This window comes from Paenibacillus sp. LC231 (assembly GCF_001860525.1).
Classification (GTDB): Bacteria; Bacillota; Bacilli; order Paenibacillales; family Paenibacillaceae; genus Paenibacillus_AQ.
This window is the reverse complement of the sequence record NZ_JFOM01000049.1, coordinates 123866-145056: the sequence shown is the minus strand read 5'-3', so window position 1 is coordinate 145056 and position 21191 is coordinate 123866. Positions and strand designations below refer to the sequence as shown.

The window sequence follows — 21191 nt, the reverse complement described above, 5'->3', positions numbered from 1 at the left end:
TCTTTAGGTTATGCGAACAAGCTCATATGAATTTTTCAGATGAGCTTGTTTTTTGCATGAGTTCTCAAGTTATGCTGCTCAGTCCTACCTTCCCTGCACGACCGCTTGCGACAGGAATCCGATCTTCTGCAGCCAGCCCGCGCACAGGCCCGTCCATTGCGAAACACTGGCATCTTCTTCCGCAAGACCAAGACCATGCCGGCCCTCCGGAAAAACATGAAGCTCAAACGGGATGCGCTGCTTGCTTAACGCTTTGGCATACATAAGGCTGTTCTCAACGGGAACCGCGCCGTCGTCAGCGGTATGCCATAGAAAGGAAGGAGGGGTCTCCGGTTTCACCGCAAGCTCAAGCGACAACGCATTTCTCAACTCTTCCGGCGGGTTCTCTCCCAACAGCCTGGTCATGGAGCCCTCATGGTAATAATCCTTAAAAGAAATGACCGGGTAACACAGGATGGAAGCGTTCGGGCGGGAGCTCTGCCGGTCCACAGCATCCACGGCCTCCGGGTTTCCTTCGTCGAAATGAGTGCTGGCGCTCGCCGCGAGATGTCCGCCTGCTGAGAACCCAAGGATTCCGATACGATCCGGATCGACGTTCCACTCCTTGGCGTGATGCCTTACAAGCCGGACTGCACGCTGGGCATCGCCCAGCGGATAGGGATGGCGATAAGGGGCCACACGGTAATGAACGACAAAGGCGGATAGCCCAATTGAATTCAGCCACATGGCAATCGGATCACCCTCATGATCCGCGCGCCGCTCGTACCCGCCCCCCGGAAGCACAAGCACGGCTCCGTGAGGGGTTTCATTTTGTAATAGATAAGGTGTCATGTAGGGTATGAACTTCTCTTCCACCGATTCATGTCCTGGAATATCCTGTTCCCAAAGTTTCATCATATCCATTCCTTTCTGTCTTCATATCCAGTCGTCTATCCATTCATTTCTTCAACATTTCTTTCAGCTTTAGGCACTCAGAGACCAAGCAAATCCAGTCTCAGCGGTGTAAACGTATCCAAAAGAGCGGAAGGTTCCAGAGCTTTTACCCCATGCTCCGCCCCGCCGGGAATGACGATGGTATCTCCCTGCCGCACCAGGGTCGTCTCACCGTTGATATAAAATTCGATGGCACCCTTCAGGCAGTAGCTCATCTGCTCATGGGGATGACTATGCAGTGCACCTTCCGCCCCTTCTTCAAAATGCACCTCCATCATCATCAGCCCCGTTCCGGGTTGAAACACCTTCCTTGTCACCCCAGGCTCCGCTTGTTCCCAAACGCCGATTTGCGCCATGCTCCTCCTCCTCTGCTAATCCAAGTACCGAATTTACGTGTTCATCGATTCATTAAATAAAAAAACCTTTATACTTCTTCGCCGAAGGGCCTATGTATTCCTATTATCCAAGTCATAAAAATTCAGAGCGTCATCCCGGCTGACTGATCCAATACATCTAGAGGTCCTGGCTCATAGATCATCTACCCGTACCTGCTCGTAGAGATGAGAACACAGAATCCGCAATATCCAGCTTTCGTCCCTGCAGCCCCCCGAGCTCATGCAGCGTATAGCGGATAAGAATCGCCTGTGTTCCCGCATTCATGTCCCCTTCAATCTCACCCTTGCCCAGTGGAACCGCCTCCGGCATGTCAGGATAATACTCACCTTGCTTCACTTGAGCCACATTCGGTGCCGGCGGGGAGTGATCGATTTCCCTGGAAAAGCCGCCGTCCGCCCGCTTGAGCCGCGCCATATTCCGCAAGGTGATTTCCGCGATCTCCAGAACGTCCTCTTCCGGAATCAGCAGCTTCATCGAGGTCAGAAGGCTGATCGGGTTCCGAATATAACACATGTCAACGGCCTTCTCGCTCCGCAAAGCGTGCAGCAGGGACCGGTATATTTCCGGCGTCTGCGGCAGTGGAGCCTGAAACCGGTTATAGAACGTCAACAGCTTGAAGGTTCCCGATATTCGGACATAAGGCGTGCCTTCGCCCCACAGCCCCGTCTCCGGATCTTGTATGCTCTCAAAATACGACAGCGCCTCACGTAAAAACGGCTCCCTCTCATCCTGCGGCATTTGGGATAAATAGGGTGCTGAGTTACACAGCCGGTCGCAGCCGCGCCAGCTGTTCGCAAGACTGATGGAACGCAGCCACTCCGCATAAGCCTCAGGAGCGCGGCAGTATGCCGGAGCCATATTCCGATTACCCGGCAACGGATGCAATGGGGCTGCGCCCAACGTTCGGAGTGCTCCTACGCTGTAGCCAAGTGCACGGCCCACCATCACATCGTCTTTTCTCATCTTGGGATCAGCATCATAGAAATACCCCGTCCCAGGGTCTTGCTTGGACTGGAAAAAACGCACAAGATCCGCCTTGATGTCATCGGTCAGCCTTTGCTGAAGTCCGCAGCGCTCGATAATGCTCAATGCTTGTGCCGTCGATTCGATGTCCGTCGTGAACGCATCGGCATCCCTGGAACTGCGGGCGTAATAAAAACCGCCGGAAGCAGCGTCATACTGTCCTTCGAGCCATTCGAAGAAACCTTCAAACAGCCTGTCGCCCCCCTCCAGAATGTTCTCTAATCCCTTTGTCATGGCCTATCCCTTCTTTCAGCTGATGATGACGTTATATGAAAAATCCCGAAAAATCACCGTGCCTTTGCCGACGGCATCCAGTCCGATGCGGAGGCTCTGAAACCCGCCAAACGTGTTGTGATGGAATCCTGAAACATCTGCCACTTTGTCATACCGGATCCATTCCACCCCATCGAAGCTGTAATAGAATGAAACGATATGCGCATCGTTAACCAACCGCAAAAAAGCCCTGCGAGTATGGTTCTGCATCGTGCCGTAGCCCTTGAATGACCGGAAATGCCTCACTCCATGCTCGTTGACTCCCATACCAAGATATGCCGCATCGTTATAATAGAGGAGCAGGCGGCCTTCTGCCGGACCCTCCACGATGATCTCAACCTCTGCTGAATAACGCTTATGGCCCGCCATATAGAGCAGCGGAGAAGATTTTTCCTCCTCGGAGGCGGCCTCGGCTACCAATTCATGATTCCCCGGACGGAACCGTGCAGAAGGCTCCACGCCTTCGCACTGCCAGTGCAACCCCAGCTCAGGACCGTCAAAGGGATCCCTGAATGAGGCTCCTTGATTCCCAGCATTGGCTTCTCCTTCATCATGCGGCCGATCGTACTGGTCAATAAGACTCTCACGGCCTCCTGCAGCACGAAACCATCCATCGGAAGTCCATTCGATCGGTTCAAGCAAGGTCTGTCTGCCCAGTGAATGGAACCCATTGGCATAAGCATGGTAGATCATCCACCACTGGCCGTCCGGCGAGTCGATCAACGAGGCGTGTCCTTTGGACCACCAGCGTTCATCCCTGGATTCCGTATGGATAATCGGGTTGTACGGAGAGTGTTCCCAGGGCCCCCATGGCGTTCTGGATCTTGACGATACGGCCATATGGCTTGTAGGCGGACCGGCCGTCCCTCCGACGGCTGCCGTCAGATAGTAATAACCATCGTGAACGGTAATTTTCGGCCCCTCCAGGCTGTACGCCTCCACGACCCAATCGTCCGGATACCGCCAGCCGTTATACACATGTCTGACTTCACCCGCGATCGCGAGTCCGTCCGCCGTAAGCTCTACAAAATCACCGCCTGACATATGCAAATAACGCTTCCCGTCCGGTCCTGCCGTATGCCCTGGATCAATTCCCTTGATCCCCAGATTGATCGGTTTGCTCCACGGTCCCGCCGGACTGGACGCGGTCACGACCCAGTTCGTCCGCCCAGCCGGATAATAAATATAATACATCCCGTTATGCGCTACGAAATCCGGCGCCCACACATTCCCCTCGTAGTGGGGCAGCGCAGCCCCAACTCGGCTCCAATTGAGCAAATCGCGCGAATGCCAGATAACGAGCCCGGGCGTCAGCTTGTAGGAGGAATGCGTCATGTAATAATCCTCGCCGACCCGGATGATCGACGGGTCCGCATAATTGCCGGCAATGATCGGCGCATATCGTTTCTTTTCCAACACCAACCTTCGCTCCTCTCTATCCCTTGATGGAACCCAGCAGCGCACCCTTCGCAAAATGCTTCTGCAGGAACGGATACACGCACAGAATCGGAAGCGTAGCAATGACGATGACCGCCATCTTCACCGTCTGCTCCGGCGGTCGGACAAATTCGTCCATGCCGGAGGTGTCCGCCGCCAAACCGCTGGCCAGGATCACGATCTGCCGCAGGATGACCTGCACCGGCCATTTGGCCGCATCATTCAGGTACAGAATCGCCGACATATACGTGTTCCAGTAAGTAACCGCATAAAAGAGCGATATGGTCGCAATGGCAGGCATCGACAGCGGAATCACGATTCGAAACAGGATGCCCCAATCGCCGGCCCCGTCGATCTTCGCGGATTCCTCCAGTCCCTCAGGCAGGTTCTGAAAGAAGTTTCGCATGATGATAAGATTGAAGGCATTGATCGCTGTAGGGACAATCAGCGCCGCATACGTATCGATCAGCCCCATCTCCTTCACCACGAGAAACGTGGGGATCATTCCGCCGCTGAACAGCATCGTGAACAAGACCATGAACATGATGAAATTTCGGCCATCCAGATCCCTGCGCGACAGCCCGTAGGCCATCAAGCAGGTTAACAGCATGCTGAACAAGGTGCCTAAGAAGGTGACTCCAACGGAAACGCCAAGCGAGCGAAATACCGTATTGGTTGAAAACACATATTTGTAAGCATCAAGGGACCAAACGGTCGGAAACAGGACAAACTGCTTCTGCGCCAGCTCCGTCACCGTTGTGAAGGATCCGGCGATGACGTGAAGGAAAGGCAGGATGGTAACCAGGCCAATGATCAACAGCAGCGTATAATTCACGATATCGAAGATTCGGCTCGATATCGTTTTATCTTGTACCATAACGGTCCACCTTTCTGTAGTTAATAGATGCCTTCTTCTCCGGCTTTTTTGGCCAGCCAATTGGCCAGCATTACCAGAATGAGACCGATCAGCGATTTAAAGAACCCGACCGCCGTACTGAAGCTGAACTGACCTTGCTTAAGACCTGCGGTATAAACATACGTATCGAATATCTCCGCCACATCCCGGTTCATCGAGTTTAAGAGGAGATAGATATGTTCGAACCCAAGTTCCAGCACGTCGCCGATTTTCAAAATCAACAAAACGACGATCACGCTTCGAATCGAAGGAAGCGTAATATGCCACATTTGCCGAAAGCGGCTCGCCCCGTCAATCCGGGACGCTTCGTATAGACCGGGATCAATCGCCGCCATGGCAGCCAAATAGATGATTGTTCCCCAGCCTGCCTCCCGCCAGATAATCTGCAGGACATACATCGGCCGGAACCATTCGCTGCTCATCAGAAAATTGATTTTTTCGAATCCGGCCATAACCAGCAATTCATTAATGATGCCGCGATCCATCGAAAGCATGACAAACGAAATGGATACGATGATAACCCAAGACATGAAGTGGGGAATGTACACCAGCGTCTGGATAAAACGTTTAAACACTTCGCGCCGAACCTCGTTGAGCATTAAGGCAAGAATGATCGGCACCGGAAAATAGAATGCCAGGTTCAAAAAAAACAGCAGCAGCGTGTTGCCCAAAATCGTGAAAAACATCGGCTCGGTAAACAGCCGTTCAAAATGCTTGAGCCCCACCCAGGGGCTTCCCGTAACGCCGAGATAAGCCTGATAATCCTGGAAGGCTATGATCAATCCCGACATCGGGATATATTTAAAGATCAGGAAGTATAAAAATCCCGGAAGAATCATGAGGTAGATCGCCCGGTTTTTTATTATTCTTCTCATTCGACCGGTCTCCGGTATTTTACGGGCGCTCTTGCTCAACCCGGTCTTCACTGCGGTTTCGCTCATGATCTCAGACTTCCTTTCTGTCCCGAAGCCTGCCGGAGACTGCAGCATTGCAGTCTCCGGCCGTTCGGGATGCTGGCTTGTTCATTATTTGGAAGATTCGTAGGAAACGTTGAACTCATCGATGATTTGCTGACCGCCGCTCTTAAGCCAGTTATCCACCACAGCCTGGAATCCGGCCTCATCGATATCGCCAAGCATAAATCGATACGTGCCGTCTTTAATCATCTCCTGCAGCTGTACGCCCTTTTCGTTAAATGTCTTGGAATCCAGTGAAGCCGAAGGATCCTCTATGAGGTATTCATTATTCTCCATAATCATTTCCTCGGATTTCGCTTTGACCGGGAGCATATGCTTCGCCTCATAAAATCCTTCAATCGTTAACGGTCCACCGACCTGCATGGCTTGATAAGGCTTCACTTCGCGATCAGTCAGCTTCGTGTCTTCCGAAGGGATCACCTTGCCTTCCTCCAGCTTGTGATGCTGTCCTTCAACCCCCCAATAGATGAGGTTGCCAAGTTCCGTACTCATCAACTGATCCATGAAGGCAAGCACATCCTTTAGCTCTTCTTCCGATTTGATCGCTGTTTTCGGAAAGAGAATCACCGAGCCATAGCCGGGAACCGACCAGATTCCGAAGCCATTCGGGCCACCTTCGATTTTATTCTGAACATCGAGCTCCGCATCCGGATTCACTTCGACGACCTTGGGATGAAGGCTGGATACGTCCCCCATCGCTCCGATATAAACGCCCGACTTTCCGGTAATGAACAGATTTTGTTGATCGGTTTTGCTGGTAACCGGGAAATCCTGATTGATCAGACCTTCCTGGTGAAGTTTCTTGAAGAATTTCATCGTCTCCATATATTCGGAGAACATAAATTCGGGAGCCAGCTTACCGTCCTTCTCGCCCCAGTTATTCGGCGTGCCGAGCCACGAGCTTATCGTTTTGAATGCGCCATAAATCAGGTCATTTCGATCCGTCAGCGGGATGGTGTCATCTTTGCCGTTGCCGTCAGGATCCTTCTCCTTGAACTGCTTCAGCATATTATAGAATTCGTCCACATTGGTCGGGGCGCTGAGCCCAAGCTTGTCGGCCCAATCCTTGCGGTAAATGATGCCCTGGCGTGACAAAGGCACTTCACGGTAAAGCGCATAGATTTTGCCGTCCACCGCCGTGTTCTTTAACACTTCAGGTTTCAGCTTGCTGAGGTTCGGATACTGATCCAGCAATGGCCCGATTTCCCAAAATTGCCCGTTACGGATCGCATCACGCATATTCACAAGCGAAGCGGCATTCTTCAGGTACGTCACCTGCGGCAGCGTTCCGGTTGCAAAGGAGGCATTGACCTTTTCATCATAAGTGCCGTCCGGCACCCACTGAATGTCGAGCTTGGTGCCCGTTTTCTCTTCCAGCAGCTTCTCAATCATGTCGGAGGGAACTTCAGGGGTATGGAGGTTGGCCATAATCGAGATGGATACCGGTTCGTTCTTGTTCTCGCCTTGGGCCGAACTTCCGTTTGAGCTGCCGGTTGCTGCAGGGGCGGAGTTGCCGCCACAGCCAGCCAACACGGATAAAGCGGTTACAATTGCCAGGATGGTACTGGCTTTCTTCTTCTTCATCTTCTGACCTCCGTTTTAAATTTGAATAGGGACTGACAAGAAACAGCTTAGTTGAGGGAAGCCCGGTACGTATATAATCCTGAGATTGGATATGGAGAGTTCGGTCACGCCCGACATTTAATGCTGCGGAATCAAATCTAATGATTATGTTGTCAATGAGATCGCTCACGCAGTGCAAAACAAAAATACCGCCGGGGACATTAATCCCCTAGCGGTATTTATCATGTAAATAGGGTCCGACCGTGCTTCGGTAGGAAGCATTATATTCCTCGATAATCTGCCTGCCCCCCTCTTCCAGCCAACGGTCGATCTCGGCCTCGAAACCCTGCTCATCGATCATTCCTAACATAAATTGATAGGTGGCATCCCGTATGCGTTCATTCAACCTGACGCCAATTTCGTTATACATTGGAGACTCCAGCGGTGCGGTGGGATCGTAAATGAGGAAACTCTCATTATCGTAAATCAGCCGCTCGGCTTTATCCTTAACCTGATTCGTGTTAACCGGCTGCAGCATGCCCGGTATGGTGCTGAATCCTCCGGCCATCAAAGCCTGATAGGGCTTTACATCCTTTTCCCTTAATTCAAAGGCATCCACCGCCATCGCTTTGCCATTCTGAACGGTATAATGGATCCCTTCGATTCCCCAATACATCAGGTTTGCAAGTTCAGGACTCATCAGCGCGTCATAGAAGGAGAGTACGCTCTTCAACTCCTCTTCCGTAGCAATCGCGGACTTCGGAAACAGAATCACCGTCCCGTACCCCTGCGAAGCCCATATCCCGTACCCTTCCGGCCCGAGAACCCGATTGTGAACGTCCAGCACTGCCTTGGGATCATTCGCCAGCAGCCTTGACTCCAGGGACAGGACATCTCCCATCGCGCCGATATAAACCCCGGCTTTTCCCGTTACGAACAGCTCCAGCTGGTCGGTCTTGCTGGTAATCGGGAAGTCTTCATTGATCAGTCCTTCGTTATGAAGCTTCTTGAAGAACTTCATCGTTTCCATATATTTCGGAAAGACGAATTCCGGCTGCAATGAATCGTTATACCATCCCCAATTGTTCGGTGTTCCATAATAGGAGCTTATTGTCTTGAAAGCCCCGTAGATTAAATCGTTGCGATCCGTCAAACCGATGGTGTCATCGATACCGTTATTGTCCGGATCGTTATATGTAAACCCTTTCAACATTTCATATAAATCATCAAGCGTTTCCGGTGCCGATAGCCCAAGGCGATCTGCCCAGTCCTTACGGTAAATGATGCCTGAACGGGCTAAGGCTCGCTCCTGGTACAGGCTGTAGAGTTTACCGTCGATGGCCGTATTCTTCAAAACCTCGGGCTTCAATCTCTGCAAATTCGGATAGTCCTTAAGATACGGGCCGATTTCCCAGAATAGCCCGCTCCGAATCTCATCCCTGAAATAGGATAAGGATGCGGCATTCTTCAGATACAGCGCTTGCGGCAAAGTCCCTGTTGCAAGCGAAGCAAACACCTTCTCATCGTAACTCCCGTCGGGTACCCACTGAATGTTAAGCTGCACGCCCGTTTTTTCCTCGATCCATTTCTCGATCCGATCGGAGGGAACCTCGGTGGTGTGCAGGTTGGCCATAATTGAAATGCTGGTTTTGCGATCAGAAGACGTACTTCCGCCATCCGCTCCCGATGATCGTGCCATGCTGATGCACGCGGCCGACACCATCAGGATAGCAAGCGTAAGAATGACATAGTTTGACAGACGGGTCATCAATCCGTTCTACCTCCGTTCCCCCATGTTTCTTGCGGATCCCGTGTGTTTGGGATGATCCTAACATATGTACATCTTTTTTCATGACAAACCGTGATGATCAAATACAGTGATTATTCTTTTTGAAATGATTATTGAATGTAACCCGGGTTGCCCATACAATGATTATACACTTTGTTAAACAGGAAGGTGTACCTATTGCATCCAAAAAGTAGCTTTTATTCTAAAATGGTCCTGTACGGCTGTTTCATCAGCATCATTCCTCTCGTGGCCCTCGGCTTCTTCTCGTTCATGAAATCATCCACCTCCGTCCAAAATCACGTCAACAGCAGCAATATCCAGATTATGAATCAAACGAACAGCAATCTCGAACAGGTGCTGCGGACTGTGGATTATACACTGAATTACGTCATTAATTCCAATATTCTGCAAAGCGCGTTGTATCGGCCCCTGTCCTATTATGACTTCCAATTGTATAACAAACTGAGAGAAGAGATGAGTCTGCTGCAATCTCCGGAGACCAAGGTTACAGACGTCATCCTTGCGAACACGACAACCAACTGGCTGATCAATAACCGGGGCATGTACAAATTTAATGAATACGCTTCCAAGGATGCGCTGTTGACACTCATGGAGCTTCAAGGGAACTCCAATTGGGTGATGCTCGAAACGGAATCTCTCGGGTCCAGCGATACGCTCAGTTATGCCTGCCCCTACACGATTGCGCTGGTGAAGAAAATGCCGCTCTCCTCCTCCAGCGCCCGGGGTGTCGCACTCGCCACCATTCCCAGCTGCAGTCTTGCGGCTATGATGGATACCCCTTCCGAAACCCGGGAGGTGATGGTTCTGGACCATAATTACCGGATCGTTGTACATCCCGAGCAAGGAAAGCTCGGGCAATATCTGACCGATACCGGGTATGCGGAGACGGAGCTGGACCATTTTGACAGTAAATCGGGGCAGTTCGAGACGAAGATTGACAACAAGCCGGTGTCCGTAACGTTCGTCCGGTCCGATTTTAACGGCTGGTTGTATGCCTCCTTTACCGAAATGTCCGCCATTACCAAGGAGTCTCGCTCCATCGGCTGGTTTACGCTGTATATCTGCATGCTGATGATCGGTTTCAGCATTCTGCTGGTTTGGCTTGGAACGCGGAAGATGTACACGCCCATCCGGCACATTTTTGAAAATATCGTGGAGCGTCTGCCGGAAATCCAAGCCAACAAAAAGAGCGAGCTGCAAATCATCGATGAGCATATCCGGGATATGTTCAATTCAAACACAAAGCTCCGCAGCGAGCTTCGGCAGACCAGCCAGCAGGTGCGCACCTTTTTTCTCCATAAGCTGTTTCTGGGCAAGAGCAGTCCGCCCGAAGTCATGGAGCAGATCGAGCTGTTTGGCTTCAAGGAGCAGATATCCGCTTGGGAGCACCTGGCGGTGTTTACCCTCCAGATCGATATGCTGGACGAAACCCGGTATGAGCGCAAGGATAGTGACCTGCTGCTGTTTGCCATCAACAATATCATCGAGGAGATGATCCCCTCCTCCCATCGCCTCCCCTCTGTCATTATCGATCTCACACAGGTGACGCTCATCGGACGAGGCGGCATCACGCTGGAAGAATTCAATGACTATATCTATACATTATCGGAGGAGATCCAGAAGACGACGCGCAGTGTTCTCGATCTGGAGGTCAGCATCGGCATCAGCCTGCCTTACGAGAACCTATCCAAAACGGCACGCGCTTACCAGGAAGGGCTCGAAGCCCTTAAACACCGCATCAAGCTGGGAACCGGTGTCATTATCCCTTATTTCAGCCTGAACTCGGGCAAGCACACACGGGTCTATTTCTACCCGATGCAGGTGGAGAACGAGCTGATTGATGCCATCAAGCTGGCTGATGAAGATCGAGCAGCGGAGCTTCTAAAGCAGTGGCTGCTCGAAGTGTTTCGGAAGGATCGGACCCCGCATGATTATCAAATCTCGCTCATCCGGCTGTTAAATGATCTGATGATTGTAATGCAAGAGAACGGGATCATGCTCGAGCAGCTCGACATCCGGGACAGCTCTCTCGTGGAGGAGCTTCTTCGGCTCTACACCAATCACGATATCGAAAGCTGGTTTAAATCCCGCATCATCCGGCCGATGGTTAGTGTATTCCGGGATCGCCAGGACTCTCAATACCAGAATCTCTCCGAGCAGATGATCGAGATCATCCGCAATGAGTTTGATCGCAATATTACACTCGAGGAATGTGCTTCCCGCCTCCATTACAACAATTTTTATCTTAGCAGCGTGTTCAAAAAAGAAACCAATATGTCGTTCAGCGAATACCTGTCCCAGTACCGCTTCAAAATGTCCAAGAAATGGCTTGTCGAGACCGACATGCCCATTAAGGATATTGCGGAGAAGCTAAGTTACAACAATTCGCAGAACTTTATCCGCTCCTTCCGCAAGCTGGAGGGGATGACGCCCGGTCAATATCGCAGCAAATACAAAACCGGACAATAAGCCTTAAAAAACGGCATCAGATTACCAAAAAAGGTCACCTGTGTCCCGTACTTTTCCTGCTGGAGAGAGTCTACAATTAGAATAGTCACTGATTTGTTGTGCTGATCTTGTGGATCATGTATGAAACTATCCCAAAAGGAGAATCTGTCAATGATACGAGAATTGCAGGCCGATATCGTCATTCTCGGCGGCGGGACAGGGGGAACAGCCGCTGCGCTTGCCGCCGCTAAATCAGGAAAGACGGTCATCATGACCGAGGAGACCACTTGGATCGGGGGACAGCTAACCAGCCAGGCGGTTCCGCCCGACGAGCACCCGTGGATTGAATCCTTTGGCTGCACGCGCAGTTACCGGCAGTTCCGCGAAGGCGTCCGCCAGTACTACCGCGATTTTTTCCCTATGACTCCCAAGGCCAAATCCAATGTGCAATTAAACCCCGGCAGCGGCATCGTGAGCCGGCTGTGCCATGAGCCGCGCACGGCCCTCGCCGTCCTGCAACAAATGCTGGCCCCGTACATTCACAGCGGTCGGCTTAAGATCCTCTACCAATATGCGCCAGAGTCTGCCGACGTTTCAGGGGATCGTGTGAACAGCGTAACCATTCGTCATCTTAAGACGCAGGATCAAATTGCACTTCACGCTCCGTTCTTCGTGGATGCCACCGAGCTCGGCGATTTGCTTCCGCTGGCGGGCATCGAATATGTTACCGGCGCCGAGTCCAAATCCCAAACAGGGGAACCGCATGCCGTTGACGGCGATCCCCTGCCGCAGGACATGCAGGGCTTTACGTATTGTTTTGCCGTGGATTATCTGGAGGGGGAGGACCACACGATCGAGAAGCCTGCCCTTTACGATTTTTGGCGGGAGTATAAACCCGATTTCTGGCCGGATAAGCTGTTAAGCCTGACCGCCGTCAAGCCGTCCACGAATGAGCCGGTCGAGTATGAGATCTTTCCGGGACACGGCAAGTTTCCGCTCTATCAATACCGGCAAATCCTGGACCCGAAACATTTCGCGGAAGGTACGTTCGAAAGCTCGGTATCGCTTGTGAACTGGCCGCAAAACGACTACTGGCTGGGCTCCATTATCGATGTGCCGAAGGAAGACGCTGCCCATCATATCTATCAAGCCAAACAGCTTAGCTTGTCCCTGCTGTATTGGCTGCAGACCGAGGTGCCTCGGCCGGATGGCGGGAAGGGTTATCCCGGACTGCGCCTGCGTCCCGATGTGGTCGGAACGGAAGACGGGATGGCCATGTATCCTTACATCCGCGAGTCGAGAAGAATTCAGGCCGAGTTTACGGTGCTTGAGCAGCATGTGGCAACCGAATCGCGACCAGACGGCGTTGCCGAAACGTTCCACGATTCCGTCGGCATCGGCTGTTACCGGATCGATCTGCATCCGAGCACGGGCGAGCGCCCATACATTGATATCTCGTCCCTGCCGTTCCAAATCCCGCTGGGCAGCTTAATTCCGAAACGGATGAAGAATGTGCTGGCTGCCAGCAAAAACATCGGGGTCACCCACATTACGAACGGCTGCTACCGGCTGCATCCCGTAGAATGGAACATCGGCGAGGCCGCCGGATATTGCGTCAGCTACTGCCTGGACCATGATATTCTGCCGACGGAAGTCCGGAACGACGAAGAAAGACTCGCCAGCTTCCAGCAAAAACTCGTCAGTGAAGGCATCGAGCTGGCATGGCCGGCACTGCGCCCTGTCTGATCCACCACTATTATAGAAACGCCAAGAAACCAGCTCAAGGGCATCGTCCTTGGGCTGGTTTTTGCTGGTTCCGTTCATAACTCATAACTCATAACTCCTCAGCGGTTACGAATTGGACATCCTTAGGGAAATGACGGCTAATGCCGCACACCGACAGCTTGTAACCTTCTTCCACCGCATACTGTCTAAAATAATAGGCCTCTCCGTTCTCGCCAAGCACAGGTGCCCACTCGCTGCCTTGCAGCGCCAGCGCAAAAGAATCCAACGGCAAATGCAGGCCCTTGCCAACGGCCTTGATATAGCTTTCCTTTAACGTCCATAGATCAAAGAAGCGGGAAAGCCGGACGGAAGGATCACAGTCTAACAGCGCATTAAACTCGGTTTTATGGAAATAGCGCTTGGCGATATCCATATCGATGGCCTCCATTTTCTCCACGTCAATCCCTACCGGCGTGCTGCTAACGGCGCACACGATCCAATGCCCGGAATGGGAGACATTAAAATGCAGGTTGTCATAATCCTTTAAGAACGGCTTGCCATAAGCGTTCCTTACGATTTCCATATGCATCGGGTCAAGTCCCAGCTTATCCCGAAGGATTCGATGGACCATAGCATCACCCAGTACTGATCGCTGATAATCGCTCGCTCTTCTGAATTTGGATACATAATCCTGTCGATCGGGCGATAACGTATCGAACAAGGCACGAAACGTCTCATCGCGAATTTGGTCCGAATTCTTGATTGCATATACTTCAATATGACTTGGTTGGTCAGCATGAAAAGTATTCATAACTCCCTCCTTTCAATATAAAACATAGTCACGTGTTCACTTCGATATGTACGTTCAGATCCCCTGCTTGCTTTATTAGACTCCCTCTTCCCAATTCCAACTGTAAACGGACGAACAGATCAATAGATTGACAAAGGAAAGAATTCCCGAACATAATGGATGAATATCTTACAGGGAGAAAGGTGGGGGGGCGAGTGGACATGCAATGGGTTTTGGATCAAGCGGTCGACTTGTTTAAGGAGGAGCTCGGCGACAATCTGGTCGGCATTTACTTACATGGCTCGTTAGCTATGGGCTGCTTCAACCCGGACACAAGCGATATCGATCTGCTGCTCGTGGTAGCGGACAAGCTTACCCGGGATCATATGAGACGGCTGGCCAAAAAAATCATAGCGTTCCACGATGGAATGCCCAATCGACAGGGGTTGGAGCTGAGCCTAGTCCTCGAATCCAGTCTGCAGGAGCTCGTCTATCCGCCTCCATTTGAATTCCACTATTCCGCCTTTCATCGCGAGAAATACCTGACCGAAGACGATTACCTATGCGGCGGATTCCAAGACGCCGACCTGGCCGCCCATTACACCGTAATTTTTCATCGGGGCATTGCCCTATATGGCAAACCCGTTCAAGAGGTCTTTACTTCCGTTGACCGGCAGCATTACATACAAGCTATTCTCCATGACGTGGAGGGTGCGGTACAAGACATCACTGACTCCCCTATGTACTACACGCTAAACCTGTGCCGAGTGCTGTACTATCTGAAGGAAGGCGTGGTTTCCTCCAAACAAGAAGGCGTTGAATGGGGGCTGCGCACGCTTCCTCCGAAGTATCATCGGATTATAGAACGTGCCTTGCATCAATATAGCGGCGGAGCCCAGAATCCTGCGGATTCCGAACCGGATGAACTCATCGCGTTTGCCGGCGATATGCTGGAGCAAATCCATGAGGATCTGGAATAGGAATCGCGGGGATCGCGTGCCGGACGCTCCTGAAGGAATGACCTCCATTTATGCGGAAGAGCTCCACTTAAACTAAGAAAGTCTCAGAGGGGGAAGTTTTCCCCCTTAACCAGGGTTTACTGAGATACCCGGACGCTGCACAAATCAAGCTGAAGGGGTTTAAACAAGGATGCTTTGCCATGATTTAAATCCAAAAAGTGCTCAATACAATCACCAACAGGATAAATAATACCAAGACAATGCCTACTGAAGTTCCATATCCGCCGTGACAGCATTTATCGTAACTCATCGATATTAACCTCCTTGCATTGTGGAATGGTACAGTTTATGTACATAGATGCCCTTAGACAGGGCATTTCGGCAATGATGGTCAAAATGTGTTTTTGTCCAATATCTATGCCATGGCTCACCTCCTATTTATTGGAACTTTGTGAAGACTCCTGTGTAATATTTACTTTAAGGAGCTGATCACATTCTGAAGAGAGGTGCGCAGTATGAAAAAATTCAGGTCTGGAAGATCCCGTTTAGAAAACTCGGCAAACATCGTTCCCCTCTTATCGGATATCGTGTTATAAATCCCAAGACTGATGATGAAAATATTAAACTGAAGGCTGGATGGATGGCCTCTGCGACGTACTGTAACCCCATTTAGAATTAGAATGTCTACTACGGTCTCATTATCAAAAAGGGGGTAATTGGTTGAAGGTTTTTTTAAACTGTATTCGGTATTTAATTATCCCGCGTCCTTTTCGATTATTGGTTCTGTGGGGTTGAATTGTATTATTTATATCTGTTGGAATTAGATTCAGTTGGTTCTTCTAACTCACTTATACTTGATGACTTTATTATATTGGAAAGTTTCTTATGGATAAATTAACGCTTGTAATCGTGAAGTCTCTGGCAGTTGTTATATTCATCCTTCTATTTATCGGTGTTTTCTTACTTGGCAGATTTGTTGGTAACGCAACTCCTTGGTACATAACAACCTCTTTGCTCATACTGCTGATTCTTAGTTGGATTCACTTAAGAATAAAAATAATCACTAATGATACGGATCGATGCTCCATCCGTATTTGACAGATCGTTTTTTTGTGCTGATACTGAGCACCTATGTACAACAAAGACCCGTTCGTTATTAACGAACGGGTCTTCTGCGTTTAACGGTTAATGAATTCAGCCATTTGCAGCATTCGAGTTAATACGACCGCTCCCTCAGCCCGGGTAGAATGGGCTTCCGGAACGAACCGGTCAGAAGAACGTCCTTCCATCAACCCGGATTTGACGATGGCCGACACGGCCTCTTCGGACCAGGACGCAATGCGTTCGCGATCCTTGAACCCTTCCAAAATGGTGTCCGTATTTCCTGTCTCCAGATCCGTACCGGCAAGCTTCAGTGCACGGAGCAGCAAGACACTCATCTGCTCACGGGTGATCTCCTCGTTCGGACGGAACGTACCGTTGCTAAAGCCTTCGATCAGCCCATGCTCCACTGCCGTAGCGACTGCGGCTGCATACCAATCGTTTGCCTTCACGTCCTGGAAGCTCGCATGGTCACCCTGATCCTTCAATCCGAGCGCACGGACGAGCATCGCCGTGAACTGCGCTCTCGTGATCGGTTCGTTCGGGCCAAAACGAGTATCACTTAATCCCTCGATCAATTGTTTCGAAGCCAGCAGCGAAATGTCCTCGCGGGCCCAATGGCTGCTTAAATCCTCAAACGTCTTCGCATGGGAGACAACGGAGTAAACGCCGCTATCCCTCCACTTAAACTCCGCTTGGGATTTACCGTTCGACGTGCGAATGAGCGCCGGTACGAAGACCAGCTTGCCGGATGCCGGATCCATCCGCAGCACCGTCGTTTGGGATGGACTGACGACACTGGATAGAGCCTTGGTAAACTTAGCGTAAGGTCCCTTAAGCGCTGGCTGCGCAGATAACGTATCCCCCTGTTTCCAAGCTAAGGTTATGGAAAGTGATGCATCCAGCTTGGAGGCTCCTGCCTCCAACGCTGCCTTTACCCGATCCTCTTCTTCTTTTGAAGCTAAAGCGACGCGAATTTGCAGACTTTCCGCCGTACCTCGTTGTTGTAAAGCTTCCGACAGCGAATGCAGCGGAATTTCCAATCGGCCTTGGGAGGATTCCAGCACGATGGAGCCCCCCGAAAGGTCCTTCACGGCAGCACTCAACCCCTGAACAGGCAAGTGAAGAACGACGGAATCCGAAACGTCGGTCACCGAATACGTAAGCACGCGTGAAGCCGCCGGCAGCTTGCTGAGCCGTTCCACGTCGCTGAGCATGCCCTTCTCGCTCGCATCCGCTACGATAACCGTCCCACCGCCCGGTGCCGTCTCTTTCTTGATGCTCAACCGCTCGGGTTCCGACGGTTTAGGAGGTGGTGTTGTCGATCCTCCACCGGGTGAACCGGATCCTCCGCCCGGAGTACCCGGATCGGATCCGCCGTCTCCCGTAGTAGTCCGGATGACCTCAAACGTCTTGCTGTTGGTTTTGAATTCGTCAACGAACACGTCCACGGTAATCGAATTGACGCCTGTTTGCAGAGGCACATTAGCTGTAAATTCACCTTTCGCTGACAGAGTCGCATCGGCGCCGTTCACCTTGACAGTTGCATTACCGGGCCCGAGAACTTCCACAAGCCCTTTCAGTGCAAGCTGGCTGTCGCGGGTCTCTTTGCCCTCGTCATCCATCAGCCCGCTTAATACGGCTGAACGAACCTGATCCCCGGTATTGTAAGCATTGGCAACGAGCTGACGCAGCGTTCTCGTGCCTGACGGGTCCAGAGTGGAAATGACAAAACCTCCCTGCGGAATAACACTGTTATTCTCTTCTGGCGCTCCCCAGCTCCAGTTGATCGCTTGGTTCCGGTTGACCACGCGGGTCACGTGGCCCGTGTTGTCCACCACCACTTCAACCCCGAAGCGGTTCGTGCCCGTGGAGTATCCGAAGGCTTCCGTCATCACGTTGACATTGCCCTCGATTCGGTTGATATTATAGAAATTGCCTTCCAGGAACGAATCCGGACTTCCCGGCAAGCTCATCCCGAGCTGGTAATCCTTAACCCACTCCTTATCTTGGAGAGCAGCCGCCGCGATCGGCCAGTTGACCTGGGATGCGTCAAACAGCATCAGGCCGTTCGTGGACTTCAGCCCTGCCTGGAACACTTCGCGCTGCACGGCCGGCGCCTGCACATTGTTCATGGCAATGCCTGCATACAGCGGAATTTCACCGTTCGTTACGATATTGCCGAGCGTTATATATTTCTGGATTTCCTGGCTGGTGGTTTGATAAGCCCCGATCATCAGAAAGTCCAAATACTCGATATACCCGGTTTGATAGTATTCCGGCGTATACACCGATTCGTCCGGCATGCCGAGCGCGGGATTGAACCGGAAGTTCTTGCTGCCCCAGTTCACGCCGTTCAAATAATACGTTTCATACCAGGATCCAACATAAGAGGATACCTCGATCTTTCTGCCTGTTGAAACTTCATAGGAATCCACCAGATCCTTCACTTCGCCGAAGAAGCTCTGAATCGTCCCCGAGCGGAATTCCCACCAGTCCTGAATCAGCGGGCCGTATACCCGAACATTGTTTTCATAGTAAAAGATATCGTTTGGCCATTGGTTAAGCTGCTTGCCTCGGGCCTGCAAAAACTGCTCGAACTTCACGCGGGTTTCGTCGCTGAAGTCGGCCCCCTCGTTGTCATATCGGCTCCGGTCATGGACAACGCCGTCCACATTATAGTTCTTAATGATTTCTTCGAATGTTCGAAGCTGATAATTGCGAACCTCGTCATTGGACGGGTTGACAAAGGCTACCAAGCCCTGCTTTTTGCTTTCGCGCAGACGCTTGATCTCGCCATTGTTCTCCGCGAAATATACACGTTCCTCCCAATCGAGGTGATCGTTCAGAACCGCATACTCGTTATGGGCAATCGATCCTTCGGCAAACACGTTGATCGCCGCATGAATCTCTAATCCCAGTGCGTGACCATGATCAATAAACTCCTGCAATAAGTCCAGATCCGGACTTGCGCCTGCTTTTTCGGGTGCCTTGATCTCGCTGACATAAGGTCTGCCCGTCAAATCGTTCTTCTTATAAGAGACATAACCTTCAACGCCCTTCACATCAAATGCCACCGAGGTAACGCCCGTTTCCTTGGCTTTTTGCAAGAATGCCAAAACATCCTCGCTCGTTTTAAACTTTCTGACATTGGAAGCCTGGTCCACCCAGAGAATGACTTCTTTTTCCGGGGAGAAATCAGGTCTTGCAAACACCGCAAGATGACGTACATCCTGCTCGATGTCATTCTTCATCACTTTGACTTCGATATAATTGGTGCCGCTTGTTAACGTGTAGTTATGCGTGAAGGTACCATCCGCTTCAAAAGGCACCTCGTTACCGTTCACTAGGAGTTTGATCGCGGTAATGTCGTCCATGTTGTCGATGCGCCCCGTGATAGCGGTACTGCCCTCTGTTACGGTGTACATCGTCTGGTTATCCAGCGTGAGCCGTGCAATAAGGCCATTGCCGCTCATGATATCGCGTACCTGAACCACTTCCCCGTTCTTCCGCAGCTTGATCATATCCCCGACCTTAAAATTCTCGGCTAAATAGCGCTTGATGTTATTACCTGCATAGCTGTTGTCCTGTGCCATCAGCACATAACCGCCTTCGGGAATTTCAAGCTCGGTCGGCCCTGTCCATACAGGCGGCTTCCCGTTGATCGAAGGATTGATCACCCGTAATACGCGGTTGTTGGCATCCACCTGCACGGCGACATTGGTCTGAGGAATCGTGATGGAATTGCCGTAATCTCTTGTAAAAATCGCCACGATGTTTGGCACGCCCGTGACATCCTTGTCGACATAGTCCAGCTTCTTGCGCGGACCTTCAATGTCGATCGTAATATCCTTCGGTGCCGCTTCGACTTCAATATAATCCTGGTTCTCGATCGGTTCGTACACGATATTCAGTGTTTGGACTGCCAGTTCGCCATCTCCCTTAAACAGTTTCACCTCAGCCGCGTTCGGGCCCGGCTCCAAATAAACATTCGTGCGAAACATGCCTTCCGCCGTAATCGCAGTTTCATCGCCATTAACCGTTACGCTTAAATCCTGATCTGCGGCATAATTTGCCACAAAACCCGCAATCTCAATGACCGGAATATCCACGGTCGTATCAGTTAGTGTAATCAGATGCAGTTCGGGTGGCAGCGGATCCGGACCTGGACCCGGCCCCGGCTGCTCCGGCAGGAAATCAGCCGCAGTCACTTCTTCGCCCGCCCGCATCAGCTTCACCGTATCTCCCGTTTTGTTATGATTGAAGAGAGGTTTCTGAAAAGCAGATTGATCCCACGCATTGGCGCCGCCAGCCACTACAACGTAACCACCGGCCGGAATTGGAAGCAACGTTCCCGGATCCCAAGTAGTCGGAGGATCGACGTCCGGTCCGAGAATGTCCAGCACTTGACCGCCGGCATCCACAGAGACCGCAACATGAAGCGTAGGCACCCATACCTCATCGGTATATACGGAACCCGTAACCGTTGCGCCGCTGGTATACAGCGCCAAATAATCATTTTTCCCTTCCACCGTATCGCCCGCCACGTTGATATCCGTGAACTCCAGACTCTCTCCGCCTTGGGAGACCAGGGTAACCGGTTCGGGACCCTCGCTTTGAACCGGAGGAATTTCGTTATCCGCGAACGCGGAAGAACCAACCGGAACGATGAGAGAAACGATCAGTGACAGACTGAGAAACAGCGCGATCCGCCTGCGAAATAAACGATACATCAAATGATTACCACCCTTCTCCTATTCAGAATGAACGATCACGTAAATATAAATTCAACAGTCACCCCCTTTACGAATTTTGAAAAAGCAGCTGCTTGCGCAGACTG

At 51.3% G+C, this 21191-nt stretch carries 14 protein-coding genes; 3 read left to right on the top strand and 11 right to left on the bottom strand.

Going from position 1 to position 21191, the window contains the following annotated elements:
• Positions 1 to 84 precede the first annotated feature (84 nt).
• From AK95_RS26185 to AK95_RS26150, 8 genes are all read right to left on the bottom strand, one after another.
• Complete coding sequence (locus AK95_RS26185; RefSeq protein ID WP_071223060.1) at positions 85 to 894, bottom strand: alpha/beta hydrolase; 810 nt, start codon at positions 892 to 894, stop codon at positions 85 to 87.
• Positions 895 to 971: 77 nt separating this feature from the next.
• Entirely contained in the window at positions 972 to 1289 is a 318-nt protein-coding gene (locus tag AK95_RS26180) for a cupin domain-containing protein (protein WP_071222848.1), read from the bottom strand.
• A 178-nt stretch (positions 1290 to 1467) separates the two neighbouring features.
• The gene (locus AK95_RS26175; protein WP_071222847.1) at positions 1468 to 2586 is read right to left on the bottom strand and encodes a hypothetical protein; all 1119 of its coding nucleotides are present in this window, start codon (positions 2584 to 2586) and stop codon (positions 1468 to 1470) included.
• 15 nt (positions 2587 to 2601) lie between these two features.
• Positions 2602 to 4041 carry a family 43 glycosylhydrolase gene (locus tag AK95_RS26170; protein WP_071223059.1) on the bottom strand — a complete coding sequence of 480 codons (1440 nt, stop codon included), beginning with the start codon at positions 4039 to 4041 and terminating at the stop codon, positions 2602 to 2604.
• 19 nt (positions 4042 to 4060) lie between these two features.
• Positions 4061 to 4939 (bottom strand): carbohydrate ABC transporter permease, encoded by an 879-nt coding sequence (locus tag AK95_RS26165; RefSeq protein WP_071222846.1) that lies wholly within the window; start codon positions 4937 to 4939, stop codon positions 4061 to 4063.
• Between the two features lie 20 nt (positions 4940 to 4959).
• Complete coding sequence (locus tag AK95_RS26160) at positions 4960 to 5853, bottom strand: ABC transporter permease (protein WP_233355169.1); 894 nt, start codon at positions 5851 to 5853, stop codon at positions 4960 to 4962.
• 150 nt (positions 5854 to 6003) lie between these two features.
• The gene (locus AK95_RS26155) at positions 6004 to 7539 is read right to left on the bottom strand and encodes an extracellular solute-binding protein (protein WP_071222845.1); all 1536 of its coding nucleotides are present in this window, start codon (positions 7537 to 7539) and stop codon (positions 6004 to 6006) included.
• A 208-nt stretch (positions 7540 to 7747) separates the two neighbouring features.
• Positions 7748 to 9286: an extracellular solute-binding protein gene (locus AK95_RS26150; protein WP_071222844.1), complete on the bottom strand. Its 1539-nt coding sequence runs from the start codon at positions 9284 to 9286 to the stop codon at positions 7748 to 7750.
• A gap of 198 nt (positions 9287 to 9484) precedes the next feature.
• On the opposite strand from AK95_RS26150, the gene AK95_RS26145 reads away from it, so the two are divergent.
• Both AK95_RS26145 and AK95_RS26140 read left to right on the top strand, forming a co-directional pair.
• Positions 9485 to 11797 (top strand): helix-turn-helix domain-containing protein, encoded by a 2313-nt coding sequence (locus tag AK95_RS26145; protein WP_201259435.1) that lies wholly within the window; start codon positions 9485 to 9487, stop codon positions 11795 to 11797.
• 150 nt (positions 11798 to 11947) lie between these two features.
• A complete protein-coding gene (locus AK95_RS26140) occupies positions 11948 to 13522 on the top strand; it encodes an FAD-dependent oxidoreductase (RefSeq protein WP_071222843.1) in 1575 nt (524 codons plus the stop codon).
• Between the two features lie 88 nt (positions 13523 to 13610).
• Here the strand turns inward: AK95_RS26140 and AK95_RS26135 are convergent, their stop codons facing one another.
• Entirely contained in the window at positions 13611 to 14312 is a 702-nt protein-coding gene (locus tag AK95_RS26135; protein WP_083397733.1) for a 4'-phosphopantetheinyl transferase family protein, read from the bottom strand.
• A 200-nt stretch (positions 14313 to 14512) separates the two neighbouring features.
• Between AK95_RS26135 and AK95_RS26130 the strand changes: the two genes are divergently transcribed.
• Positions 14513 to 15271 carry an aminoglycoside adenylyltransferase domain-containing protein gene (locus tag AK95_RS26130; RefSeq protein ID WP_235613235.1) on the top strand — a complete coding sequence of 253 codons (759 nt, stop codon included), beginning with the start codon at positions 14513 to 14515 and terminating at the stop codon, positions 15269 to 15271.
• Between the two features lie 184 nt (positions 15272 to 15455).
• Here the strand turns inward: AK95_RS26130 and AK95_RS34620 are convergent, their stop codons facing one another.
• Together AK95_RS34620 and AK95_RS26125 are read right to left on the bottom strand one after the other, a co-directional pair.
• The gene (locus AK95_RS34620) at positions 15456 to 15560 is read right to left on the bottom strand and encodes a YjcZ family sporulation protein (RefSeq protein ID WP_127596271.1); all 105 of its coding nucleotides are present in this window, start codon (positions 15558 to 15560) and stop codon (positions 15456 to 15458) included.
• An 868-nt stretch (positions 15561 to 16428) separates the two neighbouring features.
• Positions 16429 to 21084, bottom strand: a complete 4656-nt coding sequence (locus AK95_RS26125; RefSeq protein WP_071222841.1) for an S-layer homology domain-containing protein — start codon at positions 21082 to 21084, stop codon at positions 16429 to 16431.
• Between the last annotated feature and the right edge of the window lie 107 nt (positions 21085 to 21191).

Excerpts from the sequence above, each read along its gene's own strand:
- AK95_RS26125 (WP_071222841.1), bottom strand. The coding sequence starts at position 21,084 with ATGTATCGTTTATTTCGCAGGCGGATCGCGCTGTTTCTCAGTCTGTCA.
- AK95_RS26180 (WP_071222848.1), bottom strand. The coding sequence starts at position 1,289 with ATGGCGCAAATCGGCGTTTGGGAACAAGCGGAGCCTGGGGTGACAAGG.
- AK95_RS26150 (WP_071222844.1), bottom strand. The coding sequence starts at position 9,286 with ATGACCCGTCTGTCAAACTATGTCATTCTTACGCTTGCTATCCTGATG.
- AK95_RS26155 (WP_071222845.1), bottom strand. The coding sequence starts at position 7,539 with ATGAAGAAGAAGAAAGCCAGTACCATCCTGGCAATTGTAACCGCTTTA.
- AK95_RS26175 (WP_071222847.1), bottom strand. The coding sequence starts at position 2,586 with ATGACAAAGGGATTAGAGAACATTCTGGAGGGGGGCGACAGGCTGTTT.
- AK95_RS26135 (WP_083397733.1), bottom strand. The coding sequence starts at position 14,312 with ATGAATACTTTTCATGCTGACCAACCAAGTCATATTGAAGTATATGCA.
- AK95_RS34620 (WP_127596271.1), bottom strand. The coding sequence starts at position 15,560 with ATGAGTTACGATAAATGCTGTCACGGCGGATATGGAACTTCAGTAGGC.
- AK95_RS26185 (WP_071223060.1), bottom strand. The coding sequence starts at position 894 with ATGAAACTTTGGGAACAGGATATTCCAGGACATGAATCGGTGGAAGAG.
- AK95_RS26160 (WP_233355169.1), bottom strand. The coding sequence starts at position 5,853 with ATGAGAAGAATAATAAAAAACCGGGCGATCTACCTCATGATTCTTCCG.
- AK95_RS26140 (WP_071222843.1), top strand. The coding sequence starts at position 11,948 with ATGATACGAGAATTGCAGGCCGATATCGTCATTCTCGGCGGCGGGACA.
- AK95_RS26130 (WP_235613235.1), top strand. The coding sequence starts at position 14,513 with ATGCAATGGGTTTTGGATCAAGCGGTCGACTTGTTTAAGGAGGAGCTC.
- AK95_RS26165 (WP_071222846.1), bottom strand. The coding sequence starts at position 4,939 with ATGGTACAAGATAAAACGATATCGAGCCGAATCTTCGATATCGTGAAT.